The sequence below is a fragment of the Clostridium sp. 1001283B150210_160208_E6 genome, from assembly GCF_015669365.1.
In the GTDB taxonomy this organism is placed as follows: Bacteria; Bacillota; Clostridia; order Clostridiales; family Clostridiaceae; genus Clostridium; species Clostridium paraputrificum.
The window spans coordinates 258,279-271,372 of sequence record NZ_JADPAA010000003.1 but is presented as its reverse complement, the minus strand read 5'-3'; the positions used below and the strand labels follow the sequence as shown (position 1 = coordinate 271,372).

The following is a 13,094-nucleotide window of genomic DNA, read 5'->3' as shown; positions in this document are numbered from 1 at the left end:
ACAATTTCTTTTGAGAACTTTAATAAGAGCAATTTTACCAAGTGATTTTTAAGTGATAAATCTTGAAAATATTGATATTACAGTGGTAGGAGTTGAAAGAAGAAAAACTATACGCAATATTCATTTACATGGTAAAAAAATGTGAAGTTTGAATTAATAAGTGATCAGGGAGATAATAGATTTATGGAATGGCTTTTTTCAATGGATTAACATTAACATGAGATGTATTTAAATAAGAAAAGTGAATTTTATTTTTGACATCTGTGTGAAGCTAATATAAACAAGAGATGTATAGAATAAGATAGCATGTCTTTATTTATCATAAAAGAAAAACCTAGAAAACTAGTTTTTTCTTTGTGAAGGAATATAACCAATAAATTAGTTAAGGAGAGCAAGCTTTATGTTTAAGATATCAATTTAGTCTTAAGAAAATTATGTAATAAATCTTTGCCAGTTCTAGTTTTTATAATTTCTTTCATCCTATCCAAACTAATCTCATAATATCCTTCTTCAAAAACATTAATCATAAGATCAGCTTCAACTAAAACTTGAAAATCCATTCTATCAATTTTTTCATAGCTGTGATGCATCTTTATTAAATAAAGTATTCTATGAATTGCTTTTTCTTCATATCCAGCATCTTTTAAGAACTCACGAGCTAATAGGGGAGCCTCTTTTCTTTGAAGTTCTTGGCTTGCATCTCCATATTTTTCTTTGCAAATTTTTATCCCTATATCATGTAATATAGCTGAGGCATGTAGTACTAGCTTTTCTTTTTCTGAAAGACCTTCACAGTCTCCAATGGTTTTTGCTAGAGCATAGACTTTTAAAATGTGATTGCTTCTACGGTTATGACCTTCTTCAAAATTAAGTGCTGAAAGCATAAGTTTAGCTTCTTTGTTCATATGTCTTCTCCTATTCACAAAATGAATTTAATGGGATTAATTATAATACAATGATGGATAATATTCAACAAATAGTAAATTATTGTATTATAAAATTTAAATGCTAAAATTATATATATACAAAGTTTTAGGAGGGAAAGTAATGAACACAATTTCTAGAGAAGAAGGATTAAATTTGTTAAAGAAATATAATAAGGAACCTTTTCATATATTACATGGTTTAACTGTTGAAGGGGTAATGAGATACTTTGCAAAAGAACTAGGATATGGGGAAGAGGAAGACTTTTGGGCAATGGCAGGACTTTTGCATGATATAGATTTTGAGATGTATCCAGATGAACATTGTATTAAAGCTCCTGAACTATTAAAAGATGCAGGGGTAAGCGATGAATTAATACATGCAGTATGTAGTCATGGTTATGGAATTACAGTTGATGTAAAACCTGAGCATCAAATGGAAAAGGTTCTTTTTGCAACTGATGAATTAACAGGGCTAATTGGTGCAGCAGCAAGAATGAGGCCATCAAAGAGTGTTATGGATATGGAAGTATCAAGCTTAAAGAAGAAATTTAAGGATAAGAAATTTGCAGCTGGTTGTTCAAGGGATGTTATAAGACAAGGTGCTGAAATGTTAGGATGGGACTTAGAGAAGCTTATGGAAATGACAATTATGGCTATGAGATCTTGTGAAGGAAGAGTTAATGAAGAAATTACAGTATAATTAGGGGGAAGTATGAAAAAAGGATGGGGAAAGATATTTGTTATATTAATAATATTAATCACTCCTTTATTGTTAATTTTAAATGAGAGTGGGAAGTCTACAGGACTTTCTAAGAAGGAGAAGGTAGAAGAAGTTGAATATCTTTATAAAACTATAGAAGAGAATTATCCTTTTTTAGAGGTTAATGAAAGGCTTACAGGTATAGATTGGCTTAGCCATAAGGAAGAATATTTAGAAAAGGCTAAAGAAACAAAAAATGATGAAGAGTATTTAGAATTGTTAAATATTATGGTGTCAAGGTTGTATAACAGGCATACACATATGATTAGTGAAAAAGAAGAATTATTAGCGATGTATAAATTTTACAGTAATTGTTATGGATGGCTAAGAGCTCAGTTAAATGTCATTAATAATGATAAAGTCTTAAGTAGATATGGTATTACTGAAGAGGAATTAAATGAGATGTCTGAAATAAGCAAGGAAGAAATCAAGTTAAATAATACTAATAATGCATCAGTAAAAGATATTATTGAGGGCAAGGTTGGATATATAACAATACCTTCAATGTTAAATTACTATGAATTAGATAGGGATAGGAATTTGATTAATACCTATTTTAATAAAATAAAGAACTATGAAGCCTTAATTATTGATATAAGAGGGAATAGAGGTGGAGGATCAGCTTATTGGATGGATTTAATTGTACCAAAATTGATTAATAAACCATATAGCCACACAGAATATAACTTTATGAAGGATGGAGAGATAATAAGAGAATATCTTTCAGCTCTTGAAAAAGATGAAGGGAATCCATATGAAACTATAGATAAGTTAGATGTAGATAAGCTTTCTAATATTCCTCCTGAAGTAAAGGAGAAATTTAAGTATTATGATGAGATTACAATTACAATAAATCCTAATGATTCAGTTGATTTTAAAGGAAATATATATTTGTTAGTGGATGACGTAGTATATTCAGCTGCTGAAACCTTTGCAGTTTTTGCTAAAGAATCTGGTTTTGCTACATTGATAGGGAAGACAACAGGTGGGGATGGAATTGGTAGCGCTCCAGTCTTGATATCTTTGCCTAATAGTGGGTATATATTTAGAATGTCAAAAGAACTAGGAACAACTTCTGATGGAACATGTAATGAGGAATATAAAACTATTCCAGATTATGAAGTTACAATTGCCAGAAAGAAGGAGAATTACTTGGATGATGAATGTATACAAAAGGTGTTAGAACTTGAAAATTTAAAATAGTAAAAAGGACTATGGAATAAATAATCATGGTCCTTTTTTATGGGTTGTTTTTGGTGTTAGTGTATGGATACTTAAGGATATGTCAAAACTTAAAATGGTGGTAAAAGTAGGGGTGTTAGAAAAAGATAAGAGGTGTAATTGTGAAGGGTTGGGTAAATTTAAACTTAAATGAAATAAAGTTCGCATGTAATAGTAAATATAGCAAAATTAACTTTAGGTGTATGTCTTTTTATGAGCAGATTCAGTTTATTTTACAAATGCTAAAATATTATGGATTTAGTAGTTTTTCAGTAGAAGATGTAAACACGATGTACCAATTAATAAACATAAAGTCTATTGAAAATACTAATGATGTAGGAGATATACTAACTAAAGTTAATACTAATGATATTGAGACAACGCTATATGAAGAGATATTGTTATATGGATATAGAAGTGAATATATTGAAGATAGTAATATATATATGGGTGGAAAATTAAATTATAGTGAAAGAAATGACTAGATATAAAGGTGCGAAGGTAAGTCTTGCATATCATTTTTATGTTAGAATATACTTAAAATACAAATTGAGGTGTTAAGTATGAAGGAAAATAAATATGATGATATAGACTTTTTCAATGAATATAAGAAAATGCTTAGATCTGTAAAAGGTTTAGAGGGTGCTGGAGAGTGGCATGAATTAGAAAAGATGATGCCAAATTTTAAAGATAAAGATGTATTAGATTTAGGGTGTGGCTTTGGGTGGCACTGTAGATATGCTCAGGAGCATGGAGCAAACAAAGTAATAGGAATAGACATATCAGAAAAAATGTTAGATGAGGCTAAAAGGATGACGGATTCTAAAGCTATTGAGTATATTAAAGTACCCATTGAGGATATAGAATTTGAAGAAAATTCATTCCATGTAGTAATTAGTTCTTTAGCATTACACTATATTAAATCTTTTGATGAAGTTTGTAAAAAGGTATATAGCCTCTTGAAGGAAAATGGTGACTTTATTTTCTCAGTAGAGCATCCAATATTTACTGCACATGGAACACAAGATTGGTATTATGGAGAAGAGGGAGAAATACTTCATTGGCCAGTTGATAGATATTTTTATGAAGGATTGAGACATGCTAATTTTTTAGGGGCAGATGTTACTAAGTATCATAGAACTTTAACAACATATCTTAATACCTTGATAAAAGCAGGATTTGAAATAACAAATGTAGTAGAACCAGAGCCTGAAGAAAATATGTTGAAAGAAATTCCTGGAATGGAAGATGAATTACGAAGACCTATGATGCTATTAGTTTCAGCAAAAAAGAAAATTAGGTAAATAAAAATATTAGATTGAAAAAAATATATAAATTAGATAATATGTAACTGTAAACATAAACATTAAGATTTAGGAGGGGTATTATGGGAATAGGTATAAGTGTTTATCCACTATTAAGTTCAAAGGAAGATAACTTAAATTATATAAAAAAGGCTTATGATTTAGGTTATTCAAGAATCTTTACATCAATGCTTGAGGTGGATTCTGAAAAGGAAAAGGCTCTTGAACAAATAGAGTGTTATAGAGAAATAATGAATTATGCTAAAAACTTAGGAATGAGAGTGTTTATAGATATAAATCCTCAGGTTCTTAAGAATATTGGAGTAGATCCAACTGATTTGAAGTTTTTCCTTGACTTAGGTGTTACAGGAATAAGGTTAGATGGAATATTTAATGGAATTCATGAAATGATGATGACATATAATGAGTATAACTTAGATATAGAAATAAATGGTTCCTTAAATACATCCTATGCAAATAATATAGTTGATTTTGGGTGCAAGAAAGAAAAGCTAGTTGTATGCCATAATTTCTATCCTGAAGAGTACACAGGTCTTTCTTTAGAGTTTTTTAATAGCTGTATGGACAGACATAAAGCATTAGGATTAAAGACAGCTGCTTTTGTAAATGGAACTAAGGGTGGCAAGATGGGACCTTGGCCTACTAATGATGGTCTTCCAACATTAGAAAAACACAGATATAAAGATATAATAGCTCAGGCAGATGAATTATTTGCTTTAGGTGTTGATGATGTAATAATAGGAAATGCCTTTGCTACTAATGAAGAGCTAGAAGCTTTGGCTAATCTAGATAAAGATATAATTAAGCTTAAGTTTAAAGCATCAAAGGAATTAACAGAAGTAGAAAAAAGCTTCTTTAATAAGATTCTTAATGATAGACATGAAAGTAGTGAGCAAATAATAAGATATTCTATGGGAAGAGTAGAGTTTAAGAATACATCTATTCCAAGTGATAATACTGGAAACAAGGTGGTTAAAAGAGGTACTGTTCTTATAAATAATGATGAATATCTAAATTATAAAGGGGAATTAATAATTGCAAGAGAAGAATTAAAAATAGATAATAGAAGAAATGTTATAGGTTCTATTGAAGAGGATTATTTAGATTTATTAGATTATATTAAGTATGGTAAAAAGTTCATAATTGAATATTAAAAGTAAAAGGACTAACGAAAGTTAGTTCCTTTTTCATTGTGGTTAAATATGTTAAAATATATGTAACATTAGTAAAAGAAAGATATAAATTTACCAAACATAAAGTTAATAAAAGGTTAATACAATGTAAACAAAACATACAAATGATTCATAAAATGTTAAAAACTCTATACTAAGAGAATAAATATGGATATCTATATAAATGTATATATATGCTAAAATATAAAATATAGAATCTTTTGAAATAAAGAAGGAGAAGTATTATGAGCAGGGGTTATGAGGGAATATACAAATTAATTTCTATTGATAAAGAAAATGCTTTGTATGCATATTCAGGAGATAATTTTAGCTTTCCAGCTGAGGAAAAGCTAGCTGACTCATTAGATGGTAGACTTCAAATTAATTTATGTGTTTTAGAAAATAATGAGTGTTTTGATTGTTTTGAAAAAGGAAATGTTAAGGTCCTAAAAGATTGTTATTATGCTGAAAAAAATGAATTAGGAATAGATATTTTTGCTTTTAGAGCAGTTCTTAATATCTTAAGTAGGTACGAGGAAAGCAAAGAATTACCTAAAGACGGTCATTGGGTAGTGTAATAGGTATAAAAATTTAATTATAGAGCATACTAAACCTATTAAAGGAGGTTTTTGTATGGGATATAATGGTGAAAAAAATACTTCTGGTAGTAATACTTTTTTAAGGTGGCTGGGAAGAATGGTAGTAGTAGCTATTATTTTAGGAGTTACATCTTTCTTAACACCTGGATTTACTATCTATGGATTATGGTCATATTTAATTGCAGCAATTGTAATATCTGTTCTTGACTATTTAGTAGAGTCTTTTATGGATGAGAATATATCACCTTTTGGTAAAGGTATAAAGGGATTTCTAATTTCTGCTGTTATTATTTATGTAGCGCAATTCTTCGTTCCATATATGGGAGTATCAATAATTGGTGCAATATTAGCAGCAGCTGTGATTGGCATATTAGATGCTATTTTCCCTATAAAAGTTTTATAATTATTTCTTCAGTATAAGATGAGTGGATATTTATTTTGATGTACTTAAACAAAATAAATATCCACTTTACTTTTTCTTGGTAATATTTAATACATTGTATTGTAAACATATGGTATAAGAGTTATAATTATCTTTAAAAATATTATGGGAGGCATGGAAATGGCGTATTATTTTAATGAACCATCACATACATTTAGTGAATATTTATTGGTACCAGGATACTCATCAGCAGAATGTATACCAGCAAAAGCAAGTTTAAAAACACCAATTGTAAAGTTTAAAAAAGGTGAAGAACCATCTATCACCATGAATATTCCTCTTGTTTCTGCAGTTATGCAGTCAGTATCAAATGATAAAATGGCTATAGCCCTTGCTAAAGAGGGTGGGATATCTTTTATATATGGTTCTCAAACTATTAAAAATCAAGCTGAAATGGTAAAAAGAGTTAAGAATTATAAAGCTGGGTTTGTTACTAGTGATTCAAGTATAAAACCTGATGAAACTCTTGAAGATATACTTAATTTAAAAGAAAGAACTGGACATAGCACTGTTGCAGTAACAGATGATGGAACATCTACAGGGAAATTGGTTGGAATTGTTACAAGTAGAGATTATCGTATAAGTCGTATGGATAAGTCTACTAAGGTTTCTGAATTTATGACACCTATAGACAAGGTTATTTATGCAAAGGAAGGAATAAGCCTTAGTGAGGCAAACGACATAATTTGGGATAATAAACTTAATGCACTTCCAATATTAAATGATGAACAAAGGCTTGTTGCTTTTGTTTTTAGAAAGGATTATGATTCTCACAAAGAAAATCCAAATGAGCTTTTAGATGAGCAAAAGAGATTTGTTGTAGGTGCTGGAATTAATACAAGAGACTATGAAGAAAGAGTACCAGCATTAATAGATGCAGGAGCAGACATTCTTTGTATAGATTCATCTGAAGGGTTTACAGAATGGCAAAAGAGAACTATCACCTTTATTCGTGAAAAATATGGTGATAAGGTAAAGGTTGGGGCTGGAAACATAGTAGATAGAGAAGGCTTTAGATTCCTAGCTGAAGCAGGAGCAGATTTTGTAAAGATAGGTATAGGTGGAGGATCTATATGTATTACTCGTGAGACAAAAGGTATTGGAAGAGGACAAGCTACAGCTGTAATTGAGGTTGCAAAAGCACGTGATGAATATTATAAGGAAACAGGAATCTATATTCCAATATGTTCTGATGGTGGAATAGTTCATGATTATCATATTACCTTGGCTCTTGCCATGGGAGCAGATTTCTGTATGCTTGGTAGATATTTTTCAAGATTTGAAGAGAGTCCAACAAATAAAGTAATTATAAATGGTAACTATATGAAGGAATATTGGGGAGAAGGTTCTGCAAGAGCAAGAAATTGGCAAAGATATGACATGGGCGGGGCAAACAAGCTTTCCTTTGAAGAGGGAGTAGATTCCTATGTTCCATATGCAGGACACTTACATGGTAACTTAGAGGTTACCTTAGCAAAAATTAAATCCACTATGTGCAATTGTGGAGCTTTAACTATTCCAGAACTTCAAGAAAAGGCAAGGATAACTTTAGTTTCCTCTACAAGTATAGTTGAAGGTGGAGCACATGATGTTTTATTAAAGGACAAAAATGGAATGACGGTAAAATAGAAGGTATAAGGTAAAAAGGTAAAAAGGTACAAGCAGTGCTTCGCACAGTATAGGTAAGAAGATACGGAGGAAATTCTGCTGGCGCTAGTGTTTTTACAATTAATAAGTCTGCTGTACTGAATGGAAAGTATATTTTATTGGAAGATAGTTTTTATTCTAATTCTATGTTTATTAGGGGGGACAAGCACTTAGGACTAAAAATTTTCTGTAAGAAAATTATTCATAACTTTATTATCATTATTATTTTGATTATCCCTTTTATCTCAAGCTGCTTGCGTTAGAATTTTTAGCAGAAAAATTATCCATAACTCTTCACCATTAACTATTATCTCTCCACTAAAAAATCGCAGCAGTGAAGGGATTTTAATAAATGTTTGTACTTTAATTAATACTAAGTATGCTAAATACTTTTGGAGGTGGCTTAGTATGAAAGTTAAAATGTTTTGTGACACTACAGGGAAAGGGGCTATGGTTGATCTTCCTATGGAACCTAAGATGCTATTAGATATGCAAGGGGAATTACTTGGAAGAGAAAATCTTGGATATATCTTAGGAGCTGACGTTAAATATTATGATGAAGATAATAATGAAATAGAAAATATATTTATACTTAACAAATCATTGTTTTGAAATTAGGGAAAATCGAATATTAGTAAAAAGGAGACAGTATTGGCTCCTTTTTTAGTTACTAAATGCTAATTTTCTATAAATTATGCTATAAGATGTGCAAAGATTAAATAAAGAATTAAATACAGTAGAGCATACCTCTGTAGCATTTGTATAATCCCAGTTATAACTTGGGTCTCCAAGTCTATATGATTTAATTTGTTCAATAATATAAGAATTCAAAGATTCTGGCTCGTACAATATATTTGAAGTTTCAGGGGTTATATTATTATCCATTGCCACTTCGCTACTTTCCCCATCAAGTATAAACTTCTCTAATTCATTTTCGTATTTAAGATGTTTTCTTAAGGAACTAAAGTTTCCTCTTATATGTGCATGACAACAGAAATCACATAAATAATGAACTACTATACCTGCTCTTATAGAATTAAATATATTAAGTTTACCAGAGTTTGATATTTTTTCTATTTTGCTATAAATATAATCTGATGATTCTTCAAAGTAATGGGGATGAACTTTATAAGAAGCAATCAAGTCAGGTAATATTGTTCCAAGATAAAAAAATGGTGAGTAATATTTTAATAAAATATCTTCTTTATTATTGTTTATTATTTTTTTTGCTATAAATAAATGCGTTTTTAATTTCATAAAATCTAGCTCCCGTAAAAATTTTGCTACGTGGTTTTATTATATGCAAAAGTTCTGAAATTACTAACTTAAATATAACGGAGATAATTAAAAAAGTAAAACTGTAATTGTTACCTATAAGGGAATTTATTGCTCTGCAAAGTGTTCTAGCAGCTAAATTTAATCTTATATTACTAAGTTTTGAAACATTTCTCATTTAAAAAAGTATGTATAATGTGGAAAAATATAAAAAAAATGATATTAGTATTGACTGTGGTGTGTATAGGTGTTAATATCTGTATATAGAGAGTATATACACTTAGGAGGAAAAATGAATATATTAATTAGTAATTCTTCATCAGTTCCATTATATGAACAAATTTCTAACCAAGTAAAAAATCAAATTTTAAACGGTGAATTAAAGCCTAGTGAGGCTTTACCTTCAATAAGAATGCTAGCTAAAGATTTGAAGGTAAGTATTATAACAACTAAAAGGGCATATGAAGAACTTGAAAAAGAAGGTTTTATAAAAACAGTAGCTGGAAAAGGAACCTTTGTGTCAGAAGGTAATTCTGACAGGCTTAAGGAAGCAGCAATATGTGAAATAGAAAGTAAGTTAGATGATGCTATTAGCCAAGCTAAGGCTATTGGATTAACATTAGATGAATGCATAGAAATATTTAAAAGTTTATTTTTGGAGGAGTAATTTTTATGAAAGCTATAGAACTTCAAGGAGTTAAAAAAAGAAGAGGGAACTTTCAACTCTCTATAGATGATTTGTTAATTGAAAGTGGATATATAACAGGTTTTATTGGGCCCAATGGTTCAGGTAAAACTACAACAATAAAATTAATAATGAATATGCTCAAGGTGGATTCTGGAATCATAAAGGTTTTTAATAATGATATACAAAATTATTTTACTTATAAAAGTGAAATTGGTTATGTTGGGGATGAAGCGGGTTTCTTAGATACTGTTAAGGTAAAGAATATAAAAAAGTATATGAGTAATTTTTATGAAAAATGGGATGAAAGTTTATATAAAAGGTATATAAGTAGATTTAAAATAGATGAAAATAAGGCATATAAAGATCTTTCAAAGGGGCAGAAAAAACAATTTGAACTTATAATTGCCTTATCTCATCATCCAAAGCTAATTATTATGGATGAGCCAACTGCTAACCTAGATCCAAGGGTTAGAGGTGATTTGTTAGAAATGCTTCAGGATCACATTGAAAGAGAGGAAGCTACAGTTTTTTATTCCACTCATATAACATCTGATTTAGAAAAAACAGCAGATTATATAGTTATGATTTATGAAGGTAAAATAATTTTAACTGGAATAAAAGATGAAATATTAGAAGAACATGCCATTATAAGGGGGAAAACTGAACTTTTAGATATGGAATCTGAGAAAATTTTAAGAGGAATTAAAATAACTAGGTATGGATTTGAGGGAATGGCATCTGATAAGAATAAAGCTTATGAGATATTTGGAAAAGAAGTGGTTTATGATAAGGCCACTTTAGAAGATATTTTATTATTTTATACTAGAGGTGATGAGAATGCGTAATGTTATAAGTCTTGTTAAAATGCAATTTGAAAATTTATTTTCATTAAATAAAACTTTTTTAGCTATGATTGGAATAAGTGTACTTATACCTTTTATAATTCCAGAGATGGCTACATATGCTGTTGGAATAACAGTTATAGCGTTTACAAATATTACAGTTGGAAGAGAGAAAACATGCAATATTGATAATCTTGTGAGAACACTACCAGTAAAGGTAAATGAATATATTTTATCTAGATATGTGTTTGGAGCAATAGGAATATTAATTTCTATTGGCATTATGAGCATAGTGGCATTATTGCTAAAAGGAAGTCCATATATATCAGTGGAAAGTGTTGTAATATCAGCTCTTGTACTTGGAAGTGTATTAGTAGGAATAATAACTCCCATTGTAACAATAATAGGTCCTGAAAAGGGTAAAATAGTCGTAATTCTTCTTACACTTTTACCACTTATGTTTATAATGAAATTACCTGAGCTATTAAGTGATATAAACATAAATATATTAAATAAGAATATATTATTTTTACTTATTATGTTGGTTACAATATTGATAATGTATATATCTTATTTAGTAACAGTTAATATATATAAGAGAGTAAAACTTTAATTGTAGACGTGCGTCTTTATTGATGCACGTCTTTTTACAATGTTATCACAAAGAAAGGAGGTAAAGCTATATTAATAAGTAGGTAGTAATCTTTAGGAGAGGCAAGATGGAAAACAATAACTTTTATAATCTTACAGATGAAGATGTAGAAACATTGAGGCTTTTAGATCTGCAACTATATGGAAATTTAGTATTTATAGTGTCAGATGTTTTATCATATATATCAACTGTTGAAAGTATAAACCTAGTCTATAGTAAATATGAGAATACATCAGAAAACTTGCCAGATCCAGATACACCTGCTTTAGAATCTGCTTATTTAGCAGTAATAGCAAGAAGTATTCTTTTTGACGTAGGTTTTGCTAGGTATGGACATTTAGTAGAAAAATTTAATAATGGTGAAATAGATTTCTCACTTAGTCCTGATGAAGATATTAATTTAGGAAATATATTTGGAGTGATTTCATATATGTATCTTTTAAGGGGAACTATGGGAATTTACGAAAGAGATTTAAGCTTACCTGTATTTGGACTATAGATATGTTATACTTAGATTAATCTAAGTTATTGAAAGGAAAGTATTACATGTTAGAAAATATAAATACAGATGATAAAAAGTATCTATACGTTGCAAACTATCCTCCTTATGAAAAGGAGTTATATAAAATGGAGATGAAGTCTTTATTTGAGGATGACATAGAAGAAAAGTACTTTTTCTCTGATATATGGGTTAATCCTTCAAGAAGTCCATTTATAAAAGAAGCTTTGAAAGTGATTTATGAAGGAGATAGTGTAGAAGAAATTTGTGATAAGATAAAGGATGAAAATCTATCTTATGATGATTTTAAGGTTGTTTATGTTAAAGCGGAAGAGAAGAATACAACATATGAAGAGAGATTAAATAGTTTAAGGGCAGTTGGTTTTGTTATAACTGGTGAACCTGATATTCATAACCCTAGAGTAAGAATTGGAATTAGCAAAATAGGAGACAGATGGTATTTTGGTGAATATGAAAAGAATGATTTTGAATGGCATATTCACGATAAAAAGCCTTACTCATATTCAAATTCCTTAGGGTTAAAACTAGCAAGAGCTTTAGTTAATATAGCTGGTGGAAATGACTTTAATATAAAAATGGTTGATCCTTGTTGCGGAGTAGGAACTGTTGTTATAGAGGGGATATCCATGGGATTTAATATTAAAGGCTTTGATATTAATAAACAAATCTGTAGTAATGCTAGAAGAAATTTAGAGTTCTTTGGGTATAATGATGTGGTTAAAGGAATGGATATTAAAGATATAGAAGAAAAATTTGATGTAGCAATAATAGATCTACCTTATGGGCTATTTACACCAATAAGACCTAATGAACAGATGGATATTATAAATTCTGCAAGGAAAATAGCAGATAAATTAATTTTAGTTACCTTTGAAGATATGGATGAATTTGTATACAATGCTGGATTTGAGATTATTGATAGATGCAAGGTATCTAAAGGGAAATTTATTAGATACATAAGTGTTTGTATTTAAATAGAGGGTGCTCACAAAAAAGTGATGCACCCTCTAAAATTATAAGTGGTA

Annotated in this window: 16 protein-coding genes; 14 read left to right on the top strand and 2 right to left on the bottom strand. The window is 29.5% G+C overall.

The window, feature by feature from the left end:
• Window positions 1-404: 404 nt before the first annotated feature.
• Window positions 405-905, bottom strand: coding sequence for an HD domain-containing protein (locus tag I4V16_RS06060; protein WP_099327510.1), 501 nt, complete (start codon window positions 903-905; stop codon window positions 405-407).
• Between the two features lie 142 nt (window positions 906-1,047).
• Here I4V16_RS06060 and I4V16_RS06055 point away from each other — a divergent pair, with 142 nt between their 5' ends.
• From I4V16_RS06055 to I4V16_RS06015, 9 genes are all read left to right on the top strand, one after another.
• Window positions 1,048-1,626, top strand: coding sequence for a hydrolase (locus tag I4V16_RS06055; protein WP_195966581.1), 579 nt, complete (start codon window positions 1,048-1,050; stop codon window positions 1,624-1,626).
• 12 nt (window positions 1,627-1,638) lie between these two features.
• Window positions 1,639-2,889, top strand: coding sequence for a S41 family peptidase (locus I4V16_RS06050; protein ID WP_207745414.1), 1,251 nt, complete (start codon window positions 1,639-1,641; stop codon window positions 2,887-2,889).
• A 140-nt stretch (window positions 2,890-3,029) separates the two neighbouring features.
• Complete coding sequence (locus I4V16_RS06045) at window positions 3,030-3,392, top strand: hypothetical protein (RefSeq protein ID WP_099329954.1); 363 nt, start codon at window positions 3,030-3,032, stop codon at window positions 3,390-3,392.
• A 78-nt stretch (window positions 3,393-3,470) separates the two neighbouring features.
• A complete protein-coding gene (locus I4V16_RS06040) occupies window positions 3,471-4,211 on the top strand; it encodes a class I SAM-dependent methyltransferase (RefSeq protein ID WP_099329955.1) in 741 nt (246 codons plus the stop codon).
• An 83-nt stretch (window positions 4,212-4,294) separates the two neighbouring features.
• Entirely contained in the window at window positions 4,295-5,386 is a 1,092-nt protein-coding gene (locus I4V16_RS06035) for a MupG family TIM beta-alpha barrel fold protein (protein ID WP_195966580.1), read from the top strand.
• Window positions 5,387-5,649: 263 nt separating this feature from the next.
• Window positions 5,650-5,982, top strand: coding sequence for a hypothetical protein (locus tag I4V16_RS06030; protein ID WP_049178308.1), 333 nt, complete (start codon window positions 5,650-5,652; stop codon window positions 5,980-5,982).
• A gap of 55 nt (window positions 5,983-6,037) precedes the next feature.
• A complete protein-coding gene (locus I4V16_RS06025) occupies window positions 6,038-6,406 on the top strand; it encodes a phage holin family protein (RefSeq protein WP_099329957.1) in 369 nt (122 codons plus the stop codon).
• Window positions 6,407-6,565: 159 nt separating this feature from the next.
• On the top strand, window positions 6,566-8,074 hold the full coding sequence (locus I4V16_RS06020) for an IMP dehydrogenase (protein WP_111938076.1): 1,509 nt from the start codon (window positions 6,566-6,568) through the stop codon (window positions 8,072-8,074).
• Window positions 8,075-8,500: 426 nt separating this feature from the next.
• On the top strand, window positions 8,501-8,704 hold the full coding sequence (locus I4V16_RS06015) for a hypothetical protein (RefSeq protein ID WP_049178311.1): 204 nt from the start codon (window positions 8,501-8,503) through the stop codon (window positions 8,702-8,704).
• Between the two features lie 51 nt (window positions 8,705-8,755).
• Here the strand turns inward: I4V16_RS06015 and I4V16_RS06010 are convergent, their stop codons facing one another.
• Window positions 8,756-9,349: a zinc dependent phospholipase C family protein gene (locus I4V16_RS06010; RefSeq protein WP_049178312.1), complete on the bottom strand. Its 594-nt coding sequence runs from the start codon at window positions 9,347-9,349 to the stop codon at window positions 8,756-8,758.
• Window positions 9,350-9,659: 310 nt separating this feature from the next.
• On the opposite strand from I4V16_RS06010, the gene I4V16_RS06005 reads away from it, so the two are divergent.
• From I4V16_RS06005 to I4V16_RS05985, 5 genes are all read left to right on the top strand, one after another.
• The gene (locus I4V16_RS06005) at window positions 9,660-10,034 is read left to right on the top strand and encodes a GntR family transcriptional regulator (protein ID WP_049178313.1); all 375 of its coding nucleotides are present in this window, start codon (window positions 9,660-9,662) and stop codon (window positions 10,032-10,034) included.
• Window positions 10,035-10,039: 5 nt separating this feature from the next.
• Window positions 10,040-10,900, top strand: a complete 861-nt coding sequence (locus tag I4V16_RS06000) for an ABC transporter ATP-binding protein (protein WP_049178314.1) — start codon at window positions 10,040-10,042, stop codon at window positions 10,898-10,900.
• Window positions 10,893-11,510, top strand: a complete 618-nt coding sequence (locus I4V16_RS05995; RefSeq protein ID WP_195966579.1) for an ABC-2 transporter permease — start codon at window positions 10,893-10,895, stop codon at window positions 11,508-11,510. Before I4V16_RS06000 ends, I4V16_RS05995 begins: the two co-directional genes overlap by 8 nt.
• A gap of 106 nt (window positions 11,511-11,616) precedes the next feature.
• Window positions 11,617-12,048 carry a hypothetical protein gene (locus I4V16_RS05990; protein ID WP_053089729.1) on the top strand — a complete coding sequence of 144 codons (432 nt, stop codon included), beginning with the start codon at window positions 11,617-11,619 and terminating at the stop codon, window positions 12,046-12,048.
• A 47-nt stretch (window positions 12,049-12,095) separates the two neighbouring features.
• Window positions 12,096-13,043: an SAM-dependent methyltransferase gene (locus tag I4V16_RS05985; RefSeq protein WP_099329960.1), complete on the top strand. Its 948-nt coding sequence runs from the start codon at window positions 12,096-12,098 to the stop codon at window positions 13,041-13,043.
• Window positions 13,044-13,094 lie beyond the last annotated feature (51 nt).

Bases quoted from the DNA above. Each gene is read 5' to 3' on its own strand.
- I4V16_RS06040 (WP_099329955.1), top strand. From the start codon at position 3,471: ATGAAGGAAAATAAATATGATGATATAGACTTTTTCAATGAATATAAG.
- I4V16_RS06060 (WP_099327510.1), bottom strand. From the start codon at position 905: ATGAACAAAGAAGCTAAACTTATGCTTTCAGCACTTAATTTTGAAGAA.
- I4V16_RS06010 (WP_049178312.1), bottom strand. From the start codon at position 9,349: ATGAAATTAAAAACGCATTTATTTATAGCAAAAAAAATAATAAACAAT.
- I4V16_RS06035 (WP_195966580.1), top strand. From the start codon at position 4,295: ATGGGAATAGGTATAAGTGTTTATCCACTATTAAGTTCAAAGGAAGAT.
- I4V16_RS05995 (WP_195966579.1), top strand. From the start codon at position 10,893: ATGCGTAATGTTATAAGTCTTGTTAAAATGCAATTTGAAAATTTATTT.
- I4V16_RS06030 (WP_049178308.1), top strand. From the start codon at position 5,650: ATGAGCAGGGGTTATGAGGGAATATACAAATTAATTTCTATTGATAAA.
- I4V16_RS06015 (WP_049178311.1), top strand. From the start codon at position 8,501: ATGAAAGTTAAAATGTTTTGTGACACTACAGGGAAAGGGGCTATGGTT.
- I4V16_RS06020 (WP_111938076.1), top strand. From the start codon at position 6,566: ATGGCGTATTATTTTAATGAACCATCACATACATTTAGTGAATATTTA.
- I4V16_RS06005 (WP_049178313.1), top strand. From the start codon at position 9,660: ATGAATATATTAATTAGTAATTCTTCATCAGTTCCATTATATGAACAA.
- I4V16_RS06000 (WP_049178314.1), top strand. From the start codon at position 10,040: ATGAAAGCTATAGAACTTCAAGGAGTTAAAAAAAGAAGAGGGAACTTT.
- I4V16_RS06055 (WP_195966581.1), top strand. From the start codon at position 1,048: ATGAACACAATTTCTAGAGAAGAAGGATTAAATTTGTTAAAGAAATAT.
- I4V16_RS05985 (WP_099329960.1), top strand. From the start codon at position 12,096: ATGTTAGAAAATATAAATACAGATGATAAAAAGTATCTATACGTTGCA.
- I4V16_RS06050 (WP_207745414.1), top strand. From the start codon at position 1,639: ATGAAAAAAGGATGGGGAAAGATATTTGTTATATTAATAATATTAATC.
- I4V16_RS05990 (WP_053089729.1), top strand. From the start codon at position 11,617: ATGGAAAACAATAACTTTTATAATCTTACAGATGAAGATGTAGAAACA.
- I4V16_RS06025 (WP_099329957.1), top strand. From the start codon at position 6,038: ATGGGATATAATGGTGAAAAAAATACTTCTGGTAGTAATACTTTTTTA.